The sequence below is a fragment of the Gordonia liuliyuniae genome (genome assembly GCF_021738805.1).
Classification (GTDB): Bacteria; Actinomycetota; Actinomycetes; order Mycobacteriales; family Mycobacteriaceae; genus Gordonia; species Gordonia liuliyuniae.
Genome location: NZ_JAKKOR010000007.1, coordinates 111,278 through 136,753 on the forward strand (window position 1 = coordinate 111,278; position 25,476 = coordinate 136,753).

At 67.2% G+C, this 25,476-nt stretch carries 28 protein-coding genes; 10 read left to right on the plus strand and 18 right to left on the minus strand.

Annotation, left to right across the window (positions count from 1 at the left end):
* Positions 1-75: 75 nt before the first annotated feature.
* The 8 genes from L5G33_RS09400 to L5G33_RS09435 all read right to left on the minus strand — a co-directional run bounded on the left by L5G33_RS09400 (position 76) and on the right by L5G33_RS09435 (position 5,757).
* Positions 76-435 carry an Rv3654c family TadE-like protein gene (locus L5G33_RS09400; protein ID WP_308191557.1) on the minus strand — a complete coding sequence of 120 codons (360 nt, stop codon included), beginning with the start codon at positions 433-435 and terminating at the stop codon, positions 76-78.
* Positions 432-746 (minus strand): TadE family type IV pilus minor pilin, encoded by a 315-nt coding sequence (locus L5G33_RS09405; protein WP_236997919.1) that lies wholly within the window; start codon positions 744-746, stop codon positions 432-434. Before L5G33_RS09405 ends, L5G33_RS09400 begins: the two co-directional genes overlap by 4 nt.
* Positions 747-780: 34 nt before the next feature.
* Entirely contained in the window at positions 781-999 is a 219-nt protein-coding gene (locus L5G33_RS09410; protein WP_236997920.1) for a DUF4244 domain-containing protein, read from the minus strand.
* 89 nt (positions 1,000-1,088) lie between these two features.
* Positions 1,089-1,673 carry a type II secretion system F family protein gene (locus L5G33_RS09415; RefSeq protein WP_236997921.1) on the minus strand — a complete coding sequence of 195 codons (585 nt, stop codon included), beginning with the start codon at positions 1,671-1,673 and terminating at the stop codon, positions 1,089-1,091.
* Complete coding sequence (locus L5G33_RS09420; protein WP_236997922.1) at positions 1,670-2,458, minus strand: type II secretion system F family protein; 789 nt, start codon at positions 2,456-2,458, stop codon at positions 1,670-1,672. The genes L5G33_RS09415 and L5G33_RS09420 overlap by 4 nt, the downstream gene beginning before the upstream one ends.
* Positions 2,455-3,633, minus strand: coding sequence for a TadA family conjugal transfer-associated ATPase (locus L5G33_RS09425; RefSeq protein WP_236997923.1), 1,179 nt, complete (start codon positions 3,631-3,633; stop codon positions 2,455-2,457). Before L5G33_RS09425 ends, L5G33_RS09420 begins: the two co-directional genes overlap by 4 nt.
* The gene (ssd, locus tag L5G33_RS09430; protein WP_236997924.1) at positions 3,630-4,679 is read right to left on the minus strand and encodes a septum site-determining protein Ssd; all 1,050 of its coding nucleotides are present in this window, start codon (positions 4,677-4,679) and stop codon (positions 3,630-3,632) included. The genes L5G33_RS09425 and ssd overlap by 4 nt, the downstream gene beginning before the upstream one ends.
* 127 nt (positions 4,680-4,806) lie before the next feature.
* A complete protein-coding gene (locus tag L5G33_RS09435; protein ID WP_236997925.1) occupies positions 4,807-5,757 on the minus strand; it encodes an esterase/lipase family protein in 951 nt (316 codons plus the stop codon).
* A 343-nt stretch (positions 5,758-6,100) separates the two neighbouring features.
* Between L5G33_RS09435 and L5G33_RS09440 the strand changes: the two genes are divergently transcribed.
* Positions 6,101-6,919, plus strand: a complete 819-nt coding sequence (locus L5G33_RS09440) for an HAD family hydrolase (RefSeq protein WP_236997926.1) — start codon at positions 6,101-6,103, stop codon at positions 6,917-6,919.
* A 406-nt stretch (positions 6,920-7,325) separates the two neighbouring features.
* Here L5G33_RS09440 and L5G33_RS09445 read toward each other — a convergent pair whose 3' ends face one another.
* A complete protein-coding gene (locus L5G33_RS09445; protein ID WP_236997927.1) occupies positions 7,326-8,078 on the minus strand; it encodes a Fic family protein in 753 nt (250 codons plus the stop codon).
* Positions 8,079-8,329: 251 nt separating this feature from the next.
* On the opposite strand from L5G33_RS09445, the gene acs reads away from it, so the two are divergent.
* The 3 genes from acs to L5G33_RS09460 all read left to right on the plus strand — a co-directional run bounded on the left by acs (position 8,330) and on the right by L5G33_RS09460 (position 11,964).
* Positions 8,330-10,270 carry an acetate--CoA ligase gene (gene acs, locus L5G33_RS09450; protein ID WP_236997928.1) on the plus strand — a complete coding sequence of 647 codons (1,941 nt, stop codon included), beginning with the start codon at positions 8,330-8,332 and terminating at the stop codon, positions 10,268-10,270.
* A gap of 205 nt (positions 10,271-10,475) precedes the next feature.
* Positions 10,476-11,003 carry a phage holin family protein gene (locus L5G33_RS09455; protein ID WP_236997929.1) on the plus strand — a complete coding sequence of 176 codons (528 nt, stop codon included), beginning with the start codon at positions 10,476-10,478 and terminating at the stop codon, positions 11,001-11,003.
* Between the two features lie 22 nt (positions 11,004-11,025).
* Positions 11,026-11,964 (plus strand): alpha/beta fold hydrolase, encoded by a 939-nt coding sequence (locus tag L5G33_RS09460; protein WP_308191558.1) that lies wholly within the window; start codon positions 11,026-11,028, stop codon positions 11,962-11,964.
* A 22-nt stretch (positions 11,965-11,986) separates the two neighbouring features.
* Here L5G33_RS09460 and L5G33_RS09465 read toward each other — a convergent pair whose 3' ends face one another.
* From L5G33_RS09465 to nth, 4 genes are read right to left on the minus strand one after another with little or no spacing between them, the layout of a single operon-like run.
* A complete protein-coding gene (locus L5G33_RS09465; RefSeq protein ID WP_236997930.1) occupies positions 11,987-13,198 on the minus strand; it encodes a MarP family serine protease in 1,212 nt (403 codons plus the stop codon).
* The gene (locus tag L5G33_RS09470; RefSeq protein WP_236997931.1) at positions 13,195-13,986 is read right to left on the minus strand and encodes an NUDIX hydrolase; all 792 of its coding nucleotides are present in this window, start codon (positions 13,984-13,986) and stop codon (positions 13,195-13,197) included. Before L5G33_RS09470 ends, L5G33_RS09465 begins: the two co-directional genes overlap by 4 nt.
* Positions 13,983-14,687, minus strand: coding sequence for a TlpA family protein disulfide reductase (locus L5G33_RS09475; RefSeq protein WP_236997932.1), 705 nt, complete (start codon positions 14,685-14,687; stop codon positions 13,983-13,985). The genes L5G33_RS09470 and L5G33_RS09475 overlap by 4 nt, the downstream gene beginning before the upstream one ends.
* Entirely contained in the window at positions 14,684-15,370 is a 687-nt protein-coding gene (gene nth / locus L5G33_RS09480; RefSeq protein ID WP_236998213.1) for an endonuclease III, read from the minus strand. Before nth ends, L5G33_RS09475 begins: the two co-directional genes overlap by 4 nt.
* A gap of 201 nt (positions 15,371-15,571) precedes the next feature.
* Here nth and L5G33_RS09485 point away from each other — a divergent pair, with 201 nt between their 5' ends.
* Positions 15,572-15,826, plus strand: coding sequence for a hypothetical protein (locus tag L5G33_RS09485; RefSeq protein WP_372476879.1), 255 nt, complete (start codon positions 15,572-15,574; stop codon positions 15,824-15,826).
* Between the two features lie 129 nt (positions 15,827-15,955).
* Entirely contained in the window at positions 15,956-16,630 is a 675-nt protein-coding gene (locus L5G33_RS09490; protein WP_183369883.1) for a Crp/Fnr family transcriptional regulator, read from the plus strand.
* 131 nt (positions 16,631-16,761) lie between these two features.
* Here L5G33_RS09490 and L5G33_RS09495 read toward each other — a convergent pair whose 3' ends face one another.
* The 3 genes from L5G33_RS09495 to sp36 are packed head-to-tail and all read right to left on the minus strand — an operon-like array spanning position 16,762 to position 18,229.
* On the minus strand, positions 16,762-17,577 hold the full coding sequence (locus L5G33_RS09495) for an MBL fold metallo-hydrolase (RefSeq protein WP_236998214.1): 816 nt from the start codon (positions 17,575-17,577) through the stop codon (positions 16,762-16,764).
* Between the two features lie 8 nt (positions 17,578-17,585).
* Entirely contained in the window at positions 17,586-18,059 is a 474-nt protein-coding gene (locus tag L5G33_RS09500) for a RidA family protein (protein ID WP_236997934.1), read from the minus strand.
* Between the two features lie 5 nt (positions 18,060-18,064).
* Positions 18,065-18,229, minus strand: a complete 165-nt coding sequence (gene sp36 / locus L5G33_RS09505; RefSeq protein WP_236997935.1) for a Sp36 family protein — start codon at positions 18,227-18,229, stop codon at positions 18,065-18,067.
* A 50-nt stretch (positions 18,230-18,279) separates the two neighbouring features.
* Here sp36 and bagA point away from each other — a divergent pair, with 50 nt between their 5' ends.
* The gene (gene bagA / locus L5G33_RS09510; protein WP_372476880.1) at positions 18,280-19,308 is read left to right on the plus strand and encodes an ATPase BagA; all 1,029 of its coding nucleotides are present in this window, start codon (positions 18,280-18,282) and stop codon (positions 19,306-19,308) included.
* Entirely contained in the window at positions 19,308-20,411 is a 1,104-nt protein-coding gene (gene bagB / locus L5G33_RS09515) for an ArsA family ATPase (protein WP_236997937.1), read from the plus strand. Before bagA ends, bagB begins: the two co-directional genes overlap by 1 nt.
* Positions 20,412-20,462: 51 nt before the next feature.
* Here bagB and L5G33_RS09520 read toward each other — a convergent pair whose 3' ends face one another.
* A complete protein-coding gene (locus L5G33_RS09520) occupies positions 20,463-20,795 on the minus strand; it encodes a WhiB family transcriptional regulator (RefSeq protein ID WP_236997938.1) in 333 nt (110 codons plus the stop codon).
* Between the two features lie 279 nt (positions 20,796-21,074).
* On the opposite strand from L5G33_RS09520, the gene L5G33_RS09525 reads away from it, so the two are divergent.
* Complete coding sequence (locus L5G33_RS09525; protein ID WP_236998215.1) at positions 21,075-23,510, plus strand: penicillin-binding protein; 2,436 nt, start codon at positions 21,075-21,077, stop codon at positions 23,508-23,510.
* A gap of 36 nt (positions 23,511-23,546) precedes the next feature.
* Positions 23,547-24,524 carry a metallophosphoesterase gene (locus L5G33_RS09530; protein WP_236997939.1) on the plus strand — a complete coding sequence of 326 codons (978 nt, stop codon included), beginning with the start codon at positions 23,547-23,549 and terminating at the stop codon, positions 24,522-24,524.
* A 26-nt stretch (positions 24,525-24,550) separates the two neighbouring features.
* Here L5G33_RS09530 and L5G33_RS09535 read toward each other — a convergent pair whose 3' ends face one another.
* Complete coding sequence (locus L5G33_RS09535) at positions 24,551-25,438, minus strand: ABC transporter ATP-binding protein (protein ID WP_236997940.1); 888 nt, start codon at positions 25,436-25,438, stop codon at positions 24,551-24,553.
* Between the last annotated feature and the right edge of the window lie 38 nt (positions 25,439-25,476).

Below are 25,476 nucleotides of genomic sequence, written 5' to 3' on the forward strand. Positions count from 1 at the left end.
TGGGCGAGCTTGCTCCGCCGATCCAGACCACATGGTGGATCAGATCGGCGGACGGGACGATTCGATTCCGGTCGGTCACGACTGAACCGGACCAGCCCGCGCCACCGCGATCGCATCACGAACCCCCAGACCGCCCAGCTGTACCCGAACCACGACGTGCACCACCACGTCCTGGCCGTCGACCACGCACTCCGCCACGGACGGCGACCCCTCTTGGTCGGCGACCCGTTCACGAGCGGCATCGCACGCATCCGCACTCCCCGACACGTGCACAGACGCCGCAGCCAACGCGCCCAGGTCCGCCGCCGACTGCGCACGATGGCGAGCCAGCACGGCCGCACCGACATACAGAACGCCGACGAGAACAGCAGCCAGAACCGCGATCACCGCAGCCCCGGTCACCGTCGAGAACCCCTCCTCGTCACGACACCTCACCGAACCGCGCCCGGCTCCATCGCGGCGACTGCCCGCGCAGACACCGTCACCATAGGCAACATCGGAACGCCCGCCGACACCGACACGGTCACCGTCTCCCCACCGGCCGACACCGAGATCCGTGCGCCGCCCGGTGCCACCGAACGCCCCACCTCCGACGCCGAAGTGTCACCCGCAGCAGCAAGCCGAGCAACCTCACGAGCGGCGTCCGTACACCGAATCTGCATCACGACAGCAGCCACCGCGCCGGTCCCCGTCACCAGAAAGACCGCGATCGCCGCGAGAGCGAACGCCGCCTCCACCGTCGCCATCCCGCCCTCGTCCCGTAGCAACCGCGCCCACACCTCAACTCACCGCCGTACTCAATGCCCGCGTGATGATCCCCGTCAATGCAGACAAGATGTTGTCGCCCGTCACCACCGTGTAGAGCAACGCACCGAACGCCGCCGCAGCGACGGTCCCGATCGCGTACTCGACGGTGGACATCCCCGATTCGTCCGTGACGAGTTGGCCGGTCAGCGTTCGGACCTCGCTGCACCACTGCATCAATCGACTCGTGCCCATGTCGTCCCCCTCGTGTCCGGCCCGCGTCTCGAGCCCTCACAAGGTCAGACGCACGCCGCAGACATCCAGTTCCATCGGATTCCACAGGCCTACACCGACGTCAGCATCCCGGCGGCGAGGCCGATTACGACAGGCACGATACCCAGGCAGACGAACGCCGGCAGGAAGCACAGACCGAGGGGACCGCTCACTTTGACGCCGGCCTTCTCCGCCGCCTCCACGGCCTCGTCCGCTGCACGACGACGCGTCGCCGACGCCAGTTCGGCGACGCCGTCCGCGAGGGACGCCCCGGCCCGCGCCGCACGACGCGCGAGCGCCGCGAGTTCGGCGAACGACTCGTCGCCTGCCGCGTCGACGGCCCATGCCGTCTGACCGTCAGCGCCGAGCGCGAGCAGATCGGCGGCACGCGCCATCGGCTCGCCGATTACCGGCGGCGCGTGCTCGGCAGCGACCTCGGCAGCCGCGGCGACCGGCAGTCCAGCGCGCAGGCAGACAGCGAACAGGTCGTACGCCGCGGCGACGTCGAACGGATCCGGGCCGGCGCGGGACCTGCCCAACCACCGCGCCTCACGGACCTTGGTCGGCCGGTCGACGACGCGAGCGAGCACCCAGTCGGCGGACGGCCACATCCAGAGACCGGCGGCGGCGAACAGTGCGACGACGAGCACCGTCATCGGAGGGCCTTCTCGGTGATCGCGTTCGTCCACCAGACCCCCGCCGACACGAGTGCTGCGCCCACCACCAGCAGGATGGCGCCGATCCCCGGAGACAACAGCACCGCGAGCGGCGCAGCCCCCATCAGATGCCCGAGTCCGATCCCCAAGATCGGCAGCAATGCCAACACCATTGCCGTCGCCCGCGGGCCGGCCAGGCCGGCACGGGTCCGCGATGCGTGATCGGCACGAGCCGACAGGTCCGAACGGAGCATCTGCAACAAATCTGCCATCGGAAGGCCCCGACTCGACGACGCGGCCCACGCGGTCGCCAATCGATCGATCCCGACGTCGCCTGCTCCGCCGGCGGCCGCGTCGGCCGGGTCACCGCCGAGTTCGGCTCGCGCAGCCATTCGCGCCAGTTCGGTCGAGACTGGCGACGGGCCGTCGCCCGCGAGTTCGTCAGCAGCACTGCGGCAGGCGAGGACAACCGGGGCACCGACCGACATCTCGGCGATCATGAACGACAACGCACGCCGCAGCTCATCACGGCGACGGTCCAGTTCCGCGCGACGCACCGATCGACGCCGCAGCGCGATCGCCGTGACGGCGACGATCCCGATCGCAATCCCCGGACCGACGCCGATCACGGCAGCAGCCAGGACCGGAGCCGCCGCGAACAGCCATACCGGGTCGACGCGTCGATTCTGCCGATGCCGCTCGGCAGACGGAAGCCGCGACCAGACGGCGGGCCTCGGCCACAACAGCAGACCGATCCCGCCTGCCGCGAGAAGGGCGGCGGTCATCGCGGCCGCCTGTCGGCGATCAATGCGTCGATCCGGGCTCGCGCCGCCGTGAACCCCGACCGCCGAGACCACGCCCGTTCGATCGTGGTGAGTCCGTCGTCGGCCCGGGTCAGAACACCGATCTCGAGGAGACCTCGGTGTCCGTCGCGGTCCCGACCCAACCCGAGGACGAGTTGGATCGCCGCGGCCAGCTGACTGTGCAGCGCGGCCCGGTCCATGCCACCCAGCGCGGCGAGCGCCTCCATCCGAGCCGGGACCTCCGACGTCGAGTTCGCGTGCAGAGTTCCCGCACAGCCGTCGTGCCCGGTGTTGAGCGCGATCAGGAGGTCGATCACCTCAGCGCCCCGTACCTCGCCGACGACGATCCGGTCCGGCCTCATCCGCAACGCCTGCCGGACGAGGGCCCGGACCGGCACGTTCCCGACCCCTTCGACGTTCGCGTTCCGGGACACGAGCCGCACGATGTGCGGGTGCTGCGGCGCGAGTTCGGACGCGTCTTCGACGGTGACGACGCGGTCACCCGGATCCACCTGGCCGAGGAGTGCGTTGAGCAGCGTCGTCTTCCCGGATCCGGTGCCGCCGACGATGAGGAACGCGAGCCTGGCCGCGACCGCCTCACGGAGCAGGTCGGCGGCTTCGCCGGGGATCGAGCCCGTCTTCACCAACGCGTCGAAGGTCTGTGTCGCGCCGCGCAGAACGCGCAACGAGATGCACGTGCCGTCGACAGCCAGCGGCGGGATCACCGCGTGCAAACGGACGGTCACGTCCCGTCGTCCGACTCCCGCCAACTGTCCGTCGACCCAGGGCTGAGCCTCGTCGAGTCGTCGGCCCGCGCCGAGGGCCAGACGACCCGCGAGTCGCCGCACCGAGGCCTCGTCGTCGAACCGCACGCCGGTCAGCTCCAGCCCGTCGCCGCGGTCGGCCCAGACGCGGTCGGGCCCGACGACGAGGACGTCGGTGACATCCGGGTCGGCGAGCAGCCCCTCCAACCGTCCCGCACCGACCATCTCGGTCTGCAGATACCGCAGCACGTCGAGCAGATCGGTGTCGCCGAGCAGCCCGCCCGACTCCGCCCGGATCGCGTCCGCGATCACCGCGGGCTCGGGGTCACTGGTCTGTGTCGCCAACCGGTCGCGCACCCGATCCAGCAGGTCGGCGCGTCCGACGGCGGTCATCGCGCCGCTCCCGCATGCAGCCGACGGTAGACGTCCTGCGCGGCCGCCGTCAGCGGGCTGCGGGACCGCAGCGACAACCCCGAGCCCTCGCACCGCTGTGGGAGGGCCCGCTCGGGCCGGTACCCGCCGAGCAGCGGCAAGCCGATGGCGGCCGCCACGTCGCTCGCCCGAAGGCCGCCGGGCGATGGGCCGCGGACCACGAGCACGACGTCGCGTTCGGGAACGAGCCGAGCGGCCGTACGACGTGTGGCCGCGACGGAGTGAACGGATGCGGTGGTCACGACGACGGCGAAGTCCGCGCTGTCGACGAGGGCCGCAGCGACCGGCCCCGGTTCGCGTCCCACGTCGGCGACGACCACATCACCCGCGCTCCGTCCGGCGTCGACCACGGCGAGCACGGTGTCGGGCCGCAACGGTTCGACATCGTCACGCGCGGACGTCATCACGCTGACCCGCCCGACCCCGGGAAGTGCGGCGCGCAATGCCGGCCCCGCGATGACTCCGGTCTCGCCGGTGACGTCCGGCCACCGCAGGCCCGGTTCGTCCTCCACCCCCAGAATCAGGTCGGCTCCAGCACCGGACTGGTCGGCGTCGAGCAGCAGGACGCGCTCACCGTCGCGCGCAGCGACCAGCGCGACGGCAGCGGCCAGCGACGACGCCCCCGCTCCCCCGTGCCCGCCGATCACCGCGACCGCGCCCGCGGGCCGACGGACCGGCCGCCGGAACTCCGAGAGGGCGCCGACCAGGCCGGCCTCTTCGTCCGGGAGGATGAATCCGCCCTGCGCCCCCAACGCGAGTCCGGTCTGCCACGCGCGCGGGTCGTCGTCGGAGGCTCCGACGACCACCACGGCCGGACGCTTCGGCGGGTGCAGGACGGCGAGGACCGCCGTCGCGTCGGCGTCGACGACCACCGCGCACGCACGCAGCCAGTCGTGGCGGCACGACGCCGCGTCGCCGATCACCATTGTGTATCCGGCCGCCGCGGCGCAGCGTGCGAGGTCGGAGTGGAGTGTGTTGTCGGTGAGGACCAGCAGGGCATCAGTCATGGCCTGATAATGCGTCGATCACCGCACATCGAAAAGCCCGTTATCCACAGGCTGGTATCTCTCCAGGTCAGTAGCCCCGTCGGGTACTCAACAGCCAAGGCAGTCGCTCAACCACCCCGCCCGTAACTCAGAAGTGCTGCCCGGTGAACGGTGCGACGTACTCGCATGGCACTGTGACCGGATGCGCCGGATCGAGCGCATTGAGCACTAGGTAGGCGGCGCGGCGCGAACTCGCGATGGCCAAATGGTCGCTGAAGTCCTTGGCGCAGCCCTGCTGGACGACGATGTTGGCGACCGATTCGCCTGCGCGCGGCTTCACGTAGCCCGAGGTGTACGGGACGACGAACTCGTCGCCGCGCGTCATGATGTTCGTGTAGTCGATTCCCGTCACGTACGGGCTGCCGCCTGCCCATATCTTCTTGTTCATCGCCGACCCCGCCATCATGCCGCCGCAACCGGTGCAGACCGGCATGTCGATCGCACCGAGCATTCTTCCGATGTTCGGGATGGGGACGGTGCTCGCCGCGCCACGCCACAGTGGTGCGAGCGAGACGTACTTGGTCACCTTCTCGGCTCCGCCGAGGAACTTCACGTAGTACGTCGGCATGTAGGTGCCCTGGGAATGGCCGATGAGATCGACGGTTTCGGCACCGGTGGCTGCGAGAACCTTGTCGACGAAGCGGTCGAGCTGTCGAGCGCTGACGTCCTGCTTGCCCATGCCGCCGATCTGGTTGACCGGCCACGGAGCTCCCGGGATCGCTCCATAGGTCAGGGCGAAGACGCAGTATCCGCGATTGGAGAGGAGCGCCGGGTACGGCCCCCAGTTGGTCGCCTGCGCGCCGCCGGTCCCGTGCACGAGAATCACCGGGCGCGGATGCTCCGGCGTCGGCGTACAGCCGAAGTCATTGGACCCGGGCAGCGATCCGCCGGGATGCTGCAGTTCATAGGGGATTCCGCTGAAGAAATTGTAATGCTCCGGCAGCTTGTCGTTCGGCGCGGCCGACGTTGGCCCGGCGACGGCGACGACGGCTAACAGCGCCGCACAGACTGCGATCAACGAACGTTTGACAGGCTTCATGTGCGACCCCCTGAGTATTGCCAAAGCAATTGTTCGGCGCAGTAGAACCTACGCCCGGAGCGCGACGAATACTGGGAAACGTCTCAAACAGCCTGGAGAATTCGATTCACGGCGAGAGCAATGCTCGATCAGCCGTACAGAAAGGCCTCAGAATAGAAGACGACCCCGGCCAGGGGGGAGGAGGCCGGGGTCATCAGCAGTTCAGCCCCGGGGGGTCGGGCTGAATGCTTCCGGCATTGCCGGACAAACCCCAAGTTACACGCGCCGACGCGAAGATTGCAAGTCCAACTATTACCCATTTCGTGTTCCGTGGATCACATTCCGGCGATGTACGATATCGAACGTGACCACGGCAGAGCCTACGCGCATCGCCGCCTTCTTCGACCTCGACAAGACGGTCATCGCGCGCTCCAGTGCCCTCGCATTCACGCGCCCGTTCTACGAGGGCGGACTCCTGTCGCGCCGCACGATGTTGCGGTCCGGAATAGCGCAACTCCAGTTCCTACTGACCGCCGCCGACGAGAACCACGTCGACAAGCTCCGCAAACACGTGACCGCCATGTCCACCGGTTGGGACGCCGCGCAGGTGCGGTCGATCGTCGCCGAAACCCTCGACGACGTGGTGCGCCCGGTCGTATTCCCGGAGGCCCTCGAACTGATCGAGCAACACAAGGACGCCGGCCACGACGTCGTGCTGATCTCGGCATCGGGCATCGAGATGGTCGAGCCGATCGGCGAACTGCTCGGCGTCGACATCGTCCGCGCCAGCATCATGCGCGTGATCGACGGCCTCTACGCCGGCGATCTCGACTTCTACTGTTACGGCGACGAGAAGGCCACCGTCGTCGAAGAGTTGGCGGCCGAGCGCGGATACGACTTGAGCCAGTGCTACGCCTACTCCGATTCGGCCACCGATCTCCCCATGCTCGACGCCGTCGGCAGGCCGGCCGTCGTTAATCCAGGCAGAACTCTCCGCCGTCACGCCGCCGATAACGAATGGGAGATCCTCGACTTCGCTACGCCCGCAGCCGCCTCCCACCGGCCGAGTCCCGGCACACTCGGACGAGGAGCACTGTGCGCCACAGGGATCGGAGCGATCGCCGCTGCAGCGGTCATATATCACCGCCACCAGGCCCGTCACCTGCAGCTTCGTGCCGCCTGATCGATCTCGATCGATTTCCGTCGAACCCCTTGCAGTGACGACGGTCACAGGGTAAGAATGTGGTTACGGAATCACAGACGGCAAAGTTCAGGCCAGCAGAGAAGGCCTGAGCCCCCGGATCTGAGGTTCCCAGCACGGGCGGCAAGCACCCACGCGGAGCACGCCGCATTGGCAGAAGCGTTGTGCGCCTGCGAACCCTCGGCCACCATTCGTGAACTCACACAGGGAAAGCGTCGCTGTATTTCGAGTACACGTTGAGGTGGACTTGGGAACGCCGAGGCGGCCCACACAACCCACCCAGCACGCCTGGTAACTTTCGCTCGTGCTCGCGGGCGGTGCCCGGTCGAGATGACAATCGACCAACGGCATCGCCCGCAATCGTGTGCGGCTCGTTATCGTGTGCAGCTCAGCCAGCGGCCGCGTCGGCGATCGACTTGGCTTCGACGGCCCCCGCCTCCATCGCCTCACAACACAGGACGATCCACGCTCCGATTGCGGAAGGGTCGCCGGTGCCAAACGTCGTCGACAGTTCGCGGTACTCGCCGATGCGTTTCAACCACGTCACCTCGGGGACGCCGAGCAGATGCGGATCCAGGCCCGTCGACGCGGACACTAGGCGCGACGCCCCGCGTGCGACCACACCGTTCCCCTCGGTGAACGGCGCCAACGACAGCAGTTCGCCGTGGACGATCGCCGCCACCACCGGTGCGGGGACCGTCGTCCCGCCGGTGATGAGCTGGCCGAGGAAGTCCAGACGCTGCGCGATATGAGGATCCGACCGTGGACGGCCGAGCAGTTCAGGATCGTCGACGAGACCGGCGGCGGCGAGCGTGTGCAGTCGAGCGAGAGCCTGTGCAGGGGCGCGACGAAACACCGACACAAGCTGGTCGATTCCGTCGGTGTCAAGAGCCTGGGCCACCCGGATCGCACCTTCGGTGATCGGGTCGTTGAACTGTGCGTCGCGCTGCAGTTCGACACTGCCGCCTTCGATGGCGGCGGACGAACGACCCGCACGCCACGACGCCTCGCGCGATGTCTTATCCCACCCGCGCAGGTTGGTGCGATGCCGATGCACCACACCCAACGCGTCCCTTGCCAACTCCGCGGCATCGCGGACGTCGGGCAGGTCAAGCAACGGGGCCAGCGGATCAACACTCACACCGGCCACGATATATGCGTCCGCCGCGCCGTCGTGCGATGCGTCGACGGCTCGACCTCGCGCAGCATCCACCCATCGCGCTCGAGCGACCGCTCATCGCGCCAGTGCCGCTCACGGTCGCTACCCGCTACGCGCTTGCAACGTACGGTGACTACCCTCACAGGTAGGCGGCATCCGGTGCCAGACAACACTGTGCGCGGTGGCCGACGTGCTCTCAGCGCGGCAGTTCGACAAGGAAAGGCAGACGAGGAATGACCGAAGCCAGCAAGGTGTACCCACCCTCGAAGGAGTTCGCCGACAACGCGAACGCGACCGTCGAGATGTACGACCGCGCCGACGCGAACCCCGACGAGTTCTGGGCCGAGCAGGCGCGGCGCCTCGACTGGACGACGCCGTTCGGACAGGTCCTCGACTGGTCGAACGCTCCGTTCGCGAAATGGTTCGTCGGAGGCGAGTTGAATGTCGCGGTGAACTGCGTCGACCGCCACGTCGCCGCGGGCAAGGGCGATCGGGTCGCGATCCACTGGGTCGGCGAGCCGCTCGACGACACACGGGACATCACCTACAGCCAGCTCAAGGACGAGGTGTCGCGCGCCGCGAACTACCTCTCATCGATCGGCCTGGTCGCAGGCGATCGCGTCGCCATCTACATGCCGATGGTCCCCGAAGCGATCATCTCGATGCTCGCGTGCGCACGCCTCGGTCTGACGCACTCGGTTGTGTTCGCCGGCTTCTCGGCCGCCGCTCTGCGCTCCCGCGTCGACGACGCCGAAGCGAAGGTCGTCATCACCACAGACGGACAGTTCCGTCGCGGGAAGCCCGCCCCATTGAAGGAGGCCGTCGACGAAGCCCTCGGCACCGGCGCCGACGCAGCGAAGTCGATCGAGAAGGTCATCGTCGTGCGCCGCACCAACCACGACCCGGACCTGAACTGGGTCCAGGGCCGTGACGTGTGGTGGGAGGACACCGTCGCCGAGCAGTCCCCCGAGCACGAGCCGGAGTCGTTCGACGCCGAGCACCCGCTGTTCCTGCTCTACACGTCCGGCACCACCGGCAAACCGAAGGGCATCGTCCACTCGTCGGGCGGCTACCTGACCCAGGCCGCCTACACCTTCCACAACGTGTTCGACCACAAAGAGGGCCGTGACGTCTTCTGGTGCGGAGCCGACATCGGCTGGGTCACCGGCCACTCGTACCTCGTGTACGGCCCGCTCTCGAATGGTGCGACCGAGGTGATCTACGAGGGCACCCCGAACTCGCCGGACGAGCACCGCCACTTCCAGATCATCGAGAAGTACGGCGTCACCACGTATTACATCGCACCGACCCTGATCCGCACGTTCATGAAGTGGGGCCGCGAGATCCCCGACGCGCACGACCTGTCGTCGCTGCGTCTGCTCGGCAGCGTCGGTGAGCCGATCAACCCGGAGGCGTGGCGCTGGTACAGCGACGTCATCGGCGGCGGGCGCTGCCCGATCGTCGACACCTGGTGGCAGACGGAGACCGGCGGCATCATGATCTCCCCGCTGCCCGGCGTCACTGCGACCAAGCCGGGATCGGCGATGCGTTCGCTGCCCGGCATCAGTGCGTCGATCGTCGACGACAAAGGCGCCCCCGTGCCCGACGGCGAGCAGGGCTACCTGGTCCTCGACCGTCCGTGGCCCGGCATGCTGCGCGGTATCTGGGGCGACCCGGATCGCTTCAAGGAGACCTACTGGTCGCGGTTCGCCGAGCAGGGCTGGTACTTCGCGGGCGACGGCGCCCGCTTCGACGAGGACCACGCGCTCTGGGTGCTGGGTCGCGTCGACGACGTGATGAACGTGTCCGGGCACCGCATCTCGACGTCCGAGGTCGAGTCGGCGCTCGTCGCACATCCTGCCGTCGCCGAAGCCGCCGTCATCGGCGCCGCCGACGAGACGACCGGCCAGGGCATCGTCGCGTTCGTCATCCTGATGGAGCATGCGGCACCGGGCGACGACCTGGTCGCCGAACTGCGCCAGCAGGTGGCCGTCGACATCTCGCCGATCGCCAAGCCGCGCGAGATCAACATCGTCCCGGAACTCCCCAAGACCCGATCGGGCAAGATCATGCGCCGCCTCCTCAAGGACATCGCCGAAGGCCGCGAACTCGGCGACACGTCAACCCTCGTCGATCCCGCGGTCTTCGAGGCGATCCGCGCCAAGCGGGCCTGACCGTCTTCACCGACTGGGTCGGCCCACCCTGATCGAGCGGAGTCGTGATAGCGACTCCGCTCGATCGGCTGCGGCCGGCCCCCTCCATAGAGCAGTCGTGCGGTCGACCGAGGAGGTTAATGCCCTCGATCCGCGTGTGGGCGTCGGATCGAAACTTCAGGCATGGCAACATGAAGGCCGACCAACGTTCAGCAAGGGAGAACTCGTGAGCGGCAATCAGGACACCTGGCCTCCGCAGCCCGCCGACGCTCCGCGCGTCCCGTCTATTCCGATGTCGGATGCCAACCTCGGCAAGGACGGCGAGCCGACCATCGGCAACCTCGTCAAGGACGCGTCGGCCAACGTGTCGACGCTGTTCCGGGCCGAGGTCGCACTCGCCAAGTCCGAACTCGTCAACGAGGCGAAGAAGGCAGGTGCGGGCACCGGCTTGATCGTCGGCGCAGCCGTCCTCCTCCTGTATGCGAGCTTGTTCTTCTTCGTATTCCTCGGCTTCCTGCTCGACCTGTGGCTGCCGACGTGGGCCGCGTTCGGCATCGTCTTCCTGATCTTGCTGTTCGTGTCGATCGCCGCGATCGTCGCCGGCTACATCTTGTTCCGGAAGCTGCGGAAGCCCGAGAAGACCATCGAATCGTTGTCGGAGATCAGCAGCGTGGTTCCGGGCCGGGAGAAGTCGTCGACGGGCGGCGTCGCCCACCCGCAGATCCCGCCGGCACGTGATCCGATGAGCCGCTGACGGCTCTTCACAGATCGACGAGTTGAACAACGACACTCCTCCGGACCCCACAGAGGTTCGGTTCGACGGGCCGTGGCAGCACTTCGACGTGCGTGCGGGCGGCCTGCGCTTCCACGCGGTCGAGAGCGACCGGTCGATCGCCGATCGGCCGCTCGTCCTGCTGCTGCACGGTTTCGGTGAGTTCTGGTGGACGTGGCGTCACCAGCTTCCCGCATTGACCGCTGCCGGATACCGCGCAGTCGCCGTCGACCTGCGCGGATACGGCGACTCCGACAAGCCGCCACGCGGCTACGACGGGTGGACGCTGGCAGGCGACACGCACGCGCTGATCCGGGCGCTCGGGCATTCGTCGGCGTCCCTGGTCGGGCACGCCGACGGCGGTCTCGTCTGCTGGGCGACGGCCACTCTGCATCCGCGCGCGATCGACCGGGTCGTCGTCGTGTCGTCCCCGCATCCCCGCGCCCTGCGTCAGGGCGTCCTGTTCAATGCGGAGGAGCGATCGTCGTTCTTGGCACCGTTCATCCACAATCAGCTACCCCGAATCGGGGAGCGACGGCTCACTCGCGGCAACGGCGCATTCATCGACGAGTACTTCCACGCCCAGTCCGGCGAGGCGTGGCAGGAGACCGCGGACTTCGCCGAGGCGATCGAACGCAACCGGCTGGCCATCCAGATCCCCGGCGTCGCTCACTGCAGCCTCGAGTATCGCCGATGGGCGTTCCGTTCCCAGTTCCGTCCCGACGGCTGGCGGTTCATGGAAGTGATGGACAAACGGCTCGACCAACCGTTCCTCGCGCTGCGCGGTCGGGAGGACGACTACATCCTCGATTCGTTGATGGCCGACAGTGAGCACTGGGCTCGCGACTTCACCTACCGCACGGTGGCCGGTGCCGGGCACTTCCTGCACCAGGAGGCGCCCGACGCTGTGAACGCCGAAGTGCTCGACCACCTCGGCGCCTGACGGCACACGACGGGCCCCGTGCTCAGTGCGCGGACACGCAGCGCTGCGTGTCGGCTTCGGCCGAACCCGAACGCTTCTCCGACTGGGCGAGGTCGCTCTGCACTTGGTCTGCGGTCAAGACGAACCCGGTGTGGTCGGCGGGATTCTCGGACGCGCCGAACACCACGCCGAACACCGATCCGTCACGGTTGATCATCGGGCCGCCCGAATTGCCGGACCGGATGTTCCCGCGGACCGTGTACACCTCCCGGGAGATCTGCTTGGCGTGCTGATAGATGTCGGGGCCGTTCAACTGCACGACGTTGCGGATCCGGACCGGCGTCACCGTGTACGGGCCGTTCTCCGGGTAGCCGAGGACGATCGCGTCATCGCCGGTGCCGCCCGCGTCGGTCGCGAACTTGAGGGCCGACGCCCGCAGACCCGGCACGTCGAGGACCGCGATGTCGTTGCGCGAGTTGAACCAGACGACCGTCGCCTCGAGTTCACGACCGTCGGCCACTTCGACGTTGACCGAGTCGGTGCCTGCGACGACGTGCGCGTTGGTCATCACCCGCTCGGGTGACACGACGAATCCGGTCCCCTCCAACGCTTGCCCGCAGCTGCGGGCGACGCCGTTGATCTTGAGGACGCTCGGCTGCACCTGCTGCACGACTGGGAGGTCGGCCAGCCGACCGTCCGGCGCGTCCACATTGGCGACCCGCGTCTCGCCGAACGGGCCGATGACTTCTTTGATCCCGGACGAGTCGATGAGGTCGGTCAGTTCGTTCGGCAGGTCACGCATCCACTGCGGGGCCACCGCGTCGACGCTCTCCACCACTTTCGATCCCGCGACGGCGTCGGAGATGCGGACTTGCCCGGAGCTGGCGAGCGGGAACGACAGCAGCCATGCGGCTACGAGGATTGCAATCACCTGCAGCACCGAGCCGGTTCCGCTGTCGAGATGCCGCAACGTCCGCGAGTGAATGCTGCTTCGGGCGGCGCGTCCGAGCACCATGCCGGACAGTTCGCCGACGACGATGAGCACCACGATCAGCATCACGCCGATCACGAGGCGGAGCCGTCGGTCGTCGAACTGCTCGATCACCAGTGGCGCCAACAGGATGCCTGCGACCGCACCGATCATCACGCCGATGAACGCGAGCGCGGACGCTGCAGCCCCCTGCCGGTAGCCACTGAACGCGGCGAGCAGGGCGACCGCGAGGATGATGAGGTCGACCCACAGCGACCCGCTCACCGGGGCGGCTCCACAGCAAATCCGGACACTTGGCGCCCACCGGTCTCGGAGATCATCTGCTCCAACGGACGGACGTCGTCACGGTCCCACGGCACATCCCAGCCTGCGGTCTCGGAGATCGCGGCGAGCAGACCGCCGGTGAACCCCCAGACCAACATGCCGTCGTAGACGAACGCCGGGCCCAGATAGGGTGCCATGCCCGGGATCTCGCGGATCACTTGGAATCGATGCTCCGGACTCAACAGCTCTCGCAAGTTCACTCGCGTCACTCGCGCCGTCTCTCCCTCGTCGACGACGCTCACCTGCGACGGTCGCGACCAGTGCGCGAGGACCGGCGTAACCTCGAAACCCGACGGGACGGGGAAGACGGGCAGCGTGGCGAGCACATCGACGCCGTCGGCGACCAACCCGGTCTCCTCCCACGCTTCGCGGAGCGCGGTCCCGACCGGGTACTCGTCGCCGGGGTCGCGGGCCCCGCCGGGGAACGCGATCTGTCCGCCGTGGGTGCGCAACGTCGTCGCGCGCTCGGTCAACAGGATGTCGGCGTCGGCGGGGACACCGCCCGGATAGTCGGTCGCGGCGGCGAACGATCCGCCGAACAGAACGAGCACGGCCGCCGAGCGAGTCGCGACGAAGTCGGCAGCGATCCGGGCTCGGTCGCCGCCCCGGTTGAGCACCTTCTTATTGACCACCGATACGTCGTCGGTGACGGAGCGCAGCCATTCGGGCACCTCGGTGCGGGGCACCAAGAGATTCGCGTCGGGCAGTTTCGGGTCGTGTCGAGTCACGATGCCTCCCCCACGTCGACGCCGAGGTGTTCGCGGACCGCTGAGGTCAGGTCCTGGTACGTGTCGAACACACGAGGCAGGACGGCGGCGACCGTCCCGTCGGCGCGGATCATCACCGTCGACGGGAACACGCGCGGCGCGGCGACGGCCTTGGCAATGTCGCCGTGCGGATCGGTCACGACCGGCAGGTGCGCGTTCAACTCCTGCAGGAACTTGAGCACGAAGTACTCCTTGTCCGCGCCCTCCTTGGCATGCACCGCCAGTACGTTCAATCGGTCGCCGGCCTGGGCTGCGAGCCGGTCGAACAGCGGAAGTTCGCGGCGGCACGGCAGGCACCACACCGCCCACATGTTGATCACGAGCGGTCGGCCCGCGGTGACCGTCCCGAGGTCGACCACTTGTCCGTCGGCCATGCACGGCGCCGAAACCCCGGCAAGCACGCCGGTCGCGGGCCCGGTTCCACTCGGGCATGCGGTGAGCGCGGCCGCCGCACGGGCCTGGGCCACCTCGTCCGCCGACGCGCCCGCATCGGTTACTCCCGATGTCGGAGCGGACGAGCTGGGCGCGGGCGCCGACGCGGGTTCGTCGCCGCCGCGCGGCCAGAGCGCGGCCACCAGCGCGATCATGACGACTACGAACGCGATCATCGCGCGCATCCCCGGTTGCGCCAACGCCTTCTTCGCCGTGTCGAGCCGACTCATGTGTTCACCCCGGCCAGTTCAAGGAGATGCTCAGTCTCCGGCCCCTTGACGAGAGCGGCGGCCTTCATCGGGTCGAGCTGTCCCTCGCCGTACGACGGACAGTCCTTGGCGAGCACACACACGCCGCACGCGGGCGTCCGAGCGTGACAGACGCGTCGCCCGTGGAAGATGATCCGGTGCGACAGGTCGGTCCACTCCTTGCGTTCGATGAGCTCCCCGACCGCGCGTTCCACTTTCACCGGGTCGGTCTCGTCGGTCCACTGCCAGCGTCGGACGAGCCTGCCGAAATGTGTGTCCACGGTGATGCCTGGCACACCGAAAGCGTTGCCCAGCACCACGTTCGCCGTCTTACGTCCGAATCCCGGCAGGGAGATGAGTTCCTTCAACGTGCCGGGCACCTCGCCGTCGAACCGTTCGACGAGCCCCTGGCCGAGACCGATGATCGAGTTCGCCTTGTTCCGGTAGAAGCCGGTGGAACGGATCATCTCCTCGAGTTCGGTGCGGTCGGCGCTCGCATATGCGAAGGCGTCCCGATACCGTGCGAACAATGCGGGGCTCACCTGGTTGACGCGGACGTCGGTGCACTGCGCCGACAGGATCGTCGCAACAGACAGCTCGAGTGGCGTGGTGAAGTCGAGTTCGCAGTACACGTGCGGAAACGCCACGTGCAGGGCCCTGTTCATCCGACGTGCTCGTCGGACCAGGCCCAATCGGGTCTCCGGTTTACGGCTGCTCACAAGATCCCAGGTTAGCGGTCGCCTGCCGACACGCGTCTGCACCCGCGCCGTGAGCGACGATGTGGTCACAACTCGGTGACGACGGGCCTTCTCGTTTCACCCTCGCCCCGACTTCGTGTTGACTGGGGAACCATGCAAGGACTGGCCGTGCTTCTGATCCCCCCGTTGCTGATGCTGTTCGCGCTCGCGATGGAGAAGGTCCAGAACGGTTTGGACCGACTGTCCGTCGGCCGTGCGCACGTCGAGGAGTTCCTCGACACGGCGGACGAGACCGACGTCGGCAATCTGGCGAAGGACGGTCTGCCCGCAGCGTTGGACGAACTCCGTCAGCGGCGGAACAACGACGAGGTAGGCGATCCGGTCATTCCAACCGGTTCCGATGCTCGCAACCGCGCGAGTTGATAGGTTCGAAATTCAGACATTGCGCACCATTGTCAATGCCTGCCGCACAAGTGATCAATTCAACAACTATGATTTTTGCCAGTAGTGTTGATCACTGAACATGCGTTCGGAACAAGAGAGGTTCTTTAGGTGGAAGAAGTACTCGCCAGGGCAGGCATTTTCCAGGGGGTTGAGCCCACGGCTGTAGCTGCACTCGCAAAAGAGTTGCAGCCGGTCGAGTTCCCTCGCGGTCATGTGATCTTCCACGAGGGTGAGCCGGGCGACCGACTGTTCATCATCCTCTCGGGCAAGGTCAAGCTGGGCCGGCGTTCGCCGGACGGCCGCGAAAATCTACTGACCATCATGGGTCCGTCCGACATGTTCGGCGAACTCTCGATCTTCGACCCGGGCCCGCGCACGTCGTCGGCCACGACGGTCACCGAGGTCCGCGCCGTCACCATGGACCGTGACGCGCTCAAGAAGTGGATCAAGGACCGTCCGGAGATCGCCGAGCAGCTCCTGCGTGTTCTCGCGCGCCGGCTGCGACGGACCAACAACAACCTCGCCGACCTGATCTTCACGGATGTGCCCGGTCGCGTCGCCAAGCAGTTGCTCCAGTTGGCGCAGCGCTTCGGCACGCAGGAGGGCGGCGCGCTGCGCGTCACCCACGACCTGACGCAGGAAGAGATCGCGCAGCTCGTCGGCGCATCGCGCGAGACGGTGAACAAGGCCCTCGCCGACTTCGCTCAGCGCGGTTGGCTGCGGCTCGAGGGCAAGAGCGTCCTCATCGCCGACTCGGAGCGTCTCGCACGACGAGCCCGCTGACCGACGGACAACAGCTGTAACGCAACGACTCAGCCCGGGAGACTGTGCACCGCATCGGTGCGAGTCGCCCGGGCTGAGTACGTTCTACCGAGTGCGTCGGTCCAGCGTCAGAGGGGCAGGCCTCAGGGACGTCAGAGGGTCCGCAGATACTCCAGTTGCGCCTTCACGCTCATCTTGGCTGCCGGCCACAGTTCCTCGTCGACGTCCGCGTACACAGTCTTGACGACCTTCATCGGCTTCGCCTCGTGCGGCGACTTGCCGAGTTCGACGAGGGCTGCGCGGATCTGCTCCAGCCGCTCCTCCCGGTGCTGTTTGTAGAAGCGCGCGACCGGACCGAGCTCGGCATGGTCGGGACCGTGGCCAGGCAGCATCGGAACGTCGGCCGCCTCCACGATCAACCGATTCAGTGAGTGGAAGTAGTCGCCGAGCGTCCCGTCCCTCGGGTCGAGGACTGTAGTCCCCGATCCGAGCACGGTGTCTCCGGTGAGGACGGCACGGTGTCCGTCACACTCGACGAGAAAGCTCGTCGAGTCGAGAGTGTGCCCGGGCGTGTGCATCACGGTGATGCGCAACCCGGCGGCTTCGATCACTTCGCGGTCGGTCAGCCGCGGCGCATCGAACGAGAAGTCCGACGAGTAGGCGCGCGTCGGAGCCCCGGTCATCTTCCGGAATCGTTTGAGGGCGCCCACATGATCATCGTGCCGGTGCGTGAAGAGCGTCAATTCCACCTCGCCCGCCTCGTCCAGCACATTCGCCAAGTGCTTGCGATGCTTACGCGGCCCGGGGTCGACGACGACGGCGCGCGACGCGCCTGGCGCCCGCAGGATCCACGTGTTGGTCCCGTCGAGCGTCATCATGCCGGGGTTCTCGCATAGGACGACCGACGCGAACGGGGTCACCCGGCGGGCCCGCCCGTAGGCGGGATGGGTGAGTTCGGCTGGGGCCATCTCCTCACTCACCGGACCTGGACGACCAACTCGACCTCCACGGGGGCACCGAGCGGGAGCTCGGCGACTCCGACGGCCGACCTCGCGTGGACTCCGGCGTCGCCGAAGATCTCACCGATCAGGTCCGACGCGCCGTTGATGACGGCGGGCTGGCCGGTGAATCCGTTCGCCGACGCGACGAAGCCGACCACCTTGACCACGCGCACGACCGCGTCGATGCCGACCTCGGCATGCACGGCGGCCAACGCGTTCAACGCGCACTGGCGCGCCGCCGCGTTCGCCGCATCAGGTCGGACGACGCCCTCCGCACCCTCAGACACCTTGCCGGTGACGTCGAGGGCCCCGTCGACCACCGGCAGCTGACCCGAGGTGTAGACCATGTCGCCGACGCGCAGCGCGGGCGTGTAACTGCCGACGGGCGCGACCACGTCGGGCAAGGTGATGCCGAGTTCCGCCAGCCGAGCGCTCCACTGTCCGCTCATCGCAGTCAGCTCTTCGGGCGCTTCAGGTATGCGACGTGCTGTTCGCCGGTCGGGCCGGGAAGCACGCTGACGAGCTCCCATCCGTCCGATCCCCACTGGTCCAGAATCTGTTTGGTCGCGTGCGTGAGCAGCGGAACTGTCACGTATTCCCAGGAAGTCGGTGCTGTCATGTCGCTCACCTTATCGGTTAACGAACTGTCACGTCGGCGAGGCCGATAAGGTGAACGGCGTGGTCGAGAAACATGTGACGGACGGTCCCACGAGTCAGTGGTCCGATCAGGCCCGCCAGGCACGACTGCATTTCGTGTCAGGCAAGGGCGGAACCGGTAAGACGACGGTCGCTGCCGCGCTCGCGTTGACGTTGGCCTCGCGTGGCCAGCGCGTCCTCCTCGTCGAATGCGAGGAGCGCCAGGGCATCGCGCAGCTTTTCGACACGCAGCCGCTGCCGCCGGTCGACACCCAGGTCGCGACTCTCGAGGGCGGCGGCTCGGTGTGGGCACTCGCCCTGCAGATCGAGCACGCGCTGCTGGAGTACCTCGACATGTTCTACAACCTCGGGTTCGCCGGTCGCGCGATCAAACGCGTCGGCGCGATCGACTTCGTGACGACCGTCGCGCCGGGCCTGCGCGACGTCGTGATCACCGGCAAGGTGAAGGAGCGCGTCATCGCCCTCGACAAGAAGGGGCACCGTCTCTACGACGCGATCGTCGTCGACGCACCACCGACCGGACGTATCGGAAACTTCCTCGACGTCACGTCCGCGATGCGCGACCTGGCCAAGTCCGGCCCGATCCGCAAGCAGAGCGAAGGCGTCGCGACGCTCCTGCACTCGGCCGACACCATGGTGCACCTGTGCACTCTCCTCGAGGCGATGCCGATCCAGGAGACAGTCGAAGCGGTCGACGAGCTGCGCGCCAAGGGTCTGCACATCGGCTCGATCATCATTAACCGTGTCGAGACCGCGCACCTCCCCGACGACGAGCTCGACGCGATTGCCGAAGGGAGGATCGACGCCGACCGGGTGCGGTCGACGTTAACCGATGCGGGGGTCGAGTTCACCGACGACGACCTCGCCGGGCTGCTGACCGAGTCGATCGAGTACGCCGCTCGCGTCCAAGCCCAGCAGGTGGCGCACGCCGAACTCGACGACGTCGACGCCCCGCAGATCTCCCTGCCGTCCATCGATCAGGGGATGGATCTGGGCGGCGTGTACGAACTCGTCGCCGTGCTGAAGAAAGCGGGAGCCTGATGCCTGACCTGAAGATGGGTGCGGTGCTCGCCGACCCGAGTACTCGCGTGATCATCTGTTGCGGCTCCGGCGGCGTCGGCAAGACGACGACGGCCGCGTCGATGGCGCTGCACGCCGCCGAGAACGGCCGCAAGGTCGCCGTCCTGACGATCGATCCGGCGCGTCGTCTGGCCCAGTCGCTCGGCGTCAGCGAGCTCACCAACGAGCCGCAGCCGGTTCCGATCGCAAGCGCGGCGGCATCGGGCGGGTCGCTCGACGCGATGATGCTGGACATGCGCCGCACCTTCGACGACATGGTCGTCGAGCATTCGACGCCAGATCGTGCCGAAGCGATCATGAACAACGCCTTTTATCAGACCGTCGCGTCGTCGTTCTCCGGCACCCAGGAGTACATGGCGATGGAGAAGCTGGGCAGGCTCCTCGACGAGGACCGGTGGGACCTCATCGTCGTCGACACTCCCCCGTCGCGGAACGCGCTCGACTTCCTCGACGCACCGCAACGTCTCGGGTCGTTCCTGTCGGGTCGGCTCATGAAGATGCTCGTCGGCGGCGGGCGCGGCGTCGGCCGCGTCGTGACCGGGGCGATGGGCATCGCGATGCGCGGCATCTCGACGATCGTCGGCGGCGACATCCTGCGCGACGTGGCGACCTTCGTGCAGTCGTTGGACTCGATGTTCGGCGGCTTCTCCGAACGCGCCGAACGAACCTACTCGCTCCTCAAACGGCCGGGCACACAATTTGTCGTGGTGGCGTCTCCGGAGGCGGACGCTCTGCGGGAAGCGTCGTTCTTCGTCGACCGCTTGTCGAAGGACACGATGCCGTTGGCGGGCTTGATCGTGAACCGCACGCACCCGAATCTGACATCATTGCCGACACCGGCCGTCGAAGCCGCGGCGAGCACGGTCGACGACGACCTGACGCGTGGCGTCCTGCAGGTGCACGTCGAGCGCGCCACCATGGCGAAACGCGAACTCCGTCTGCTGCAACGGTTCACGTCGTCACACCCGAGCGTCCCGACCGTCGGCGTGCCCGCACTACCGTTCGAAGTCGCCGATTCGGACGCGCTCCGCGCGGTGGCCGAGCAGATCATCAGCCGCGGCTGAGACCAGTTCAGCGAGAAGAGGCCCGGCGCATCAGCGCCGGGCCTTTTCGCGTCAGTTGTTGGTGTCGGGGACGGCGCCGATCCGCTGCCTGCGACGCTGGGCTTCGAAGAACGCCGCCCAGGAGGTCACCTCTGGGTGCTGGCGGAGCAGCGCGCGGCGTTGGCGTTCGGTCATGCCGCCCCACACGCCGAATTCGACCCGGTTGTCGAGTGCGTCGGCACCGCACTCCATCTGCACTGGGCAGTGCCTGCAGATCGTCGCAGCCTTGCGCTGCGCGGCCCCTCGAACGAACAGGTCGTCCGGGTTCCCGCCGCGACAGCGCGCTAGCGAGACCCACGTCAATCGAGTGTCAGTATCTCCGGACGGCAACGGTGCGAGAGTCATTGCGCGATCCCACCTTTCACAAACCCATCGACACGAACCGGCGCTCGGTACGCGCATAAGATCTCTTCAGTGAATCCACCCTACAAATCACTACTTTGTGGGGTACCTCACGTCCATCACACTATTGAGACCCTAATCGCAAATCAAGTCGAGATCGGGGAGCGAGGGTATCGAAGGTGGGATCGGCCAGGTCGCTACCGCGATGAGATTGCATTCACACGTATCCTGGCGACCGTGCGGAAGACATCGAACCTAGTCGGCCTGGCCGTAGCCTGCGTCATGGCGGGCGTCCTGGTGGCCGGCCTCCTCTTCCCCCTCGCGGGCGGGGTCGGGGTACTGACCAACCGGGCCGCGGCGACGATGGAGAACAGTTCGTCCGAACTGCTGAGTGGCACTGTCCCCGAAGTCACGACGGTGACCGACGCTGCGGGCAAACCCATCGCCACGCTGTTCGACCAGTACCGCTACCAGGTCGGATACAACGACATCTCCCAGGACATGATCCGCGCGATCATCTCGATCGAGGACCGTCGCTTCCTCGAGCACGACGGCGTGGACTGGCGCGGCACGATCCGCGCGGCGTTGAAGAACTCGTCGTCGGGCGAAGTGCAGCAGGGCGCATCGACGCTCGACCAGCAGTACATCAAGAATTATCAACTGCTGGTGCTGGCACGGACCGAGGCCGAACGACAGGCCGCGATCGAGACGACGCCTGCGCGCAAGCTGCGCGAGGTCCGGATGGCGCTGACCTTGGAGCAGACGCTCACCGATCAAGCCAAACGCGAACAGGGACTCGACGACGCGGCGGCCAAGCAGGACGCGAAGAAGCAGATCGTCACCCGCTACCTGAACGTCGTTCCGTTCGGCAACAACGCGTACGGCATCGAAGCCGCGTCGCAGACCTACTTCGGCCACTCGGCGAAGGAGCTGACAGTCGAGCAGGCAGCGATGCTCGCGGGCATGGTGCAGTCGAGCTCGGCGCTGAACCCCTACAGCGACCCCGAGGCCACCACCACGCGCCGCAACACCGTGCTCGACACCATGATCGGCAACTTCCCGGAGCGAAAAGCCGAGCTCACGGCGGCAAAGAACAAGCCGCTCGGCGTCCTGCCCTCCCCCCGCACACCCGTCCAAGGCTGCATCGGTGCGGGCAACGACGGATTCTTCTGCGACTACGTCCTGCAGTACCTCGCCGACAACGGCATCTCCCGCCAGACCGTGATGCGCGGCGGCTACGTCATCCGCACCACCCTCGACCCGCAGGTCCAAGAATCTGCGCTGCGCTCAGCCAAGGCACAGGCGAACCCGCACACCACCGGCATCGCTAACGTGATGAGCCTGGTCCGTCCGGGCAAGCAGTCCCACGATGTGGTCTCGATGGTGTCCAGCCGCGACTACGGACTCGACGCGGCGAAGGACGAGACGGTGCAGCCGCAGCCGTTCTCGATGGTCGGCGACGGCGCGGGCTCAATCTTCAAACTGTTCACGACCGCCGCCGCCATGGAGAAGGGCATGGGCACCGACGCAGTGCTCGCGATCCCGTCGAGTGTCGCCGTCTACGGGATGGGCGACAGCAACGGCCTCAACGGCTGCCCGGTCAACGCGTACTGCGTCAAGAATGCAGGCGCTTACCCGCCGAACGCATCGGTGACGCAAGCTCTCGCGACGTCGCCGAACACCACGTTCGTCCAGCTGCTCCAGCAGGTCGGCGTGAAGCCCGCCGTCGACATGGCGGTGCGCCTGGGGCTCCGTTCGTACAATTCCCCCGGAACGTCCGGCAACGGCGACCAGAGCCTCGCCGAGTACATCAAGAAGGGCAACTTCGGTTCGTTCACGCTCGGCCCGTTCGCCGTCAACGCGCTCGAACTGTCGAATGTCGCGGCCACGCTCTCGTCCGGCGGCGTCTGGTGCCCGCCGAACCCCATCCAGTCCATCCAGCAGGTCAAGCGCGACAAGTACGGCAACCGCGTGATGGATGAGAACGGCAACCCAGCGATGGTCCCGGTGCCGTTCACGCCGCCGGCCTGCGAGCAGGTCGTCGACTCGGGTCTGGCCAACACTCTGGCGAACGCGATGAGCGAGGACGACCGCGGCGGCGGCACCTCAGCTGCCGCGGCAGCGTCGACCGGCTGGACACTCCCCCTCTCGGGCAAGACGGGAACCACTGAGGCGCACCGATCGGCGGCGTTCCTCGGATTCACTAACCAGCTCGCGGCCGCGTCGTACGTGTACAACGACGGCCCGACCCCGAGCGGCATCTGCACCGCTCCGCTGCGCCAGTGCTACGACGGCGACGTCTACGGTGGTTTCGAGCCGGCCCGCACCTGGTACAACGCGGTGAAACCCGTCGCCACCAAGTTCGGTCCGGTCGCGATGCCGCCGAAGGATCCGTCGTATGTGGTCGGCAGCGATCGCGGACGGATCCCGAACGTGAGTGGCCTGCCCGCCAGTCAGGCGACGTCACGCCTGCAGGAGGCAGGGTTCAAGGTGAACGAGCTGGAGGTCGACAGCGGACGCCCCAAGGGCACCGTGGTGTTCACCGCCCCATCCGACAGTGCGATGCCCGGCAGCACCATCGCCATGTATGTGAGCAACGGCCGCGGCACCGAGAAGAACGACCGCGACGGCGACGGCGGCGGCGGGACCGGGTCGACGCAGAAGACCGTCGAAGTGCCCGGTGTGGGGCCTGTGGTGATCGAAGTCCCCGACGAGTGACCTGACCGCCGACGCGGGCAGCGCTATCGTGGAGGCATGGATTCTGGTTCCGGCACAGGCATCTCCGCGACGAGCCTGGCACGACTGTCCGCGGGGGCAGCAGGCGCCGCGGCGGCGGGTCTGCTCTACTCGACGGTGATCGAACGCAATGCGTTCGCGTTGCGCCATGTGACCGCCCCGCTGTTGGAGGCCGGCTCGTCACCGCTGCGGGTGCTGCACATCAGCGACATCCACATGACGCCCCACCAGCACCTCAAGCAGGCGTGGATCGCCGAACTCGACTCGCTCGAACCCGACTTGGTCGTCAACACCGGCGACAATCTGGCCCACCCCAACGCTGTCCCCGCCGTGGTGCAAGCGCTCAGCGGGCTCCTGTCGCGGCCGGGCCTGTTCGTGTTCGGGTCAAACGATTATTTCGGCCCGAAGCCCAAGAACCCGTTCAAGTACTTCAAGAAGGACCACAAGCGGACGCACGGCGAGTCGTTGCCGTGGCAGGATCTGCGCGCCGCCTTCACCGAACGCGGCTGGCTCGACGCGACGCACACGATCCGCGAGATCGAGGCGTCCGGTGTCCGCATCGCGGCCGCAGGCGTCGACGACCCGCACATCGAACGCGACCGGTACGAGACAATCGCCGGACGTCCGAACCCGCTCGCTCAACTGCGCCTGGGTCTGACCCATTCGCCGGAGCCGCGGGTCCTGGACTCGTTTGCCGACGACGGCTACGACCTGGTGATGGCAGGCCACACCCACGGCGGGCAACTCTGCGTCCCCGGGTATGGCGCGGTGGTCACGAACTGTCACATCGACCGGTCACGCGTGAAGGGTCTGTCCCGCTGGGGCGCAGACATGGCGTTGCACGTCAGTGCAGGCCTCGGCACGTCACCCTACGCTCCGGCCCGCTTCAGCTGCCGTCCCGAAGCGACGCTGCTGACCTTGACGCCCGTCTCCAACGGCGGCCACGACGCCGACGTCGATCTGCAACTCCCCAGCCTCCAGGGCGTCCCCGTCTAAGCTCGCGTGCCCCGTCACACACCCGGTCACACATTTGTGTGGCTGCGCCCGATCGGGACGATCATGGGACGATCGCTGACCGGGTCGTCGACGACACGTGACCGGAGGCCGAAGACGTCGAAGAGGAGTTCCTCGGTGATGACCTTCGACGGCGGGCCCTGTGCGATGACGGAGCCGTCCTTCATCGCGACGAGGTTGTCGCTGTAGCGGACTGCGAGGTTCAGGTCGTGGAGCACCATGAGGACGGTGCGGCCTTCCTCGTGAAGGTCATCGACGAGATCGAGGACGTCGAGCGCGTGCGACAGGTCGAGGAAGGTGGTCGGCTCGTCGAGCAGGATCATGTCAGTGCACTGAGCGAGCGTCATCGAGATCCACACCCGCTGCCGTTGTCCCCCGGAGAGCGAGTCCACGGTGCGATCGGCGAGATCCCGGATACCGGTCTGGGTGAGCACGGCGTCGACGATGTCGTCGTCCGTCGACGACCACTGTCGCATCCAACTCTGGTGCGGATGCCTGCCCCGGGCGACGAGGTCGGCGACGGTCAAGCCCTCGGGCGCGATCGGCGACTGCGGCAGCAGGCCGAGCTTGGTGGCGACCTCTTTGGTGCGGTACTCGGCGATGTCCTTGCCGTCGAGTACCACCGAACCCGCTGACGGTTTGATCAGCCGGGCGAGGGTGCGCAGCAGCGTCGACTTCCCACAGCCGTTGGGTCCGATGATCGTGGTGACAACCCCGGTCGGCACGTCGAGGTCGAGGTCGCCGATGATCGGCGTCCCGCCGTAGCCGGATGCTATCGAGCGGGCCGCCAGTCGAGTCTCGTCGGGGAAGGTGTCGATCGCCGCGAACTCCTGAGCATCTCGGACGGAGGCCGGGCTGCCGATCGATGCCAGGACGGGCGCGACTGCCTTACTCATATCCATTCTAGTAATGCTAGCCTTAGCTGCCTTATCGT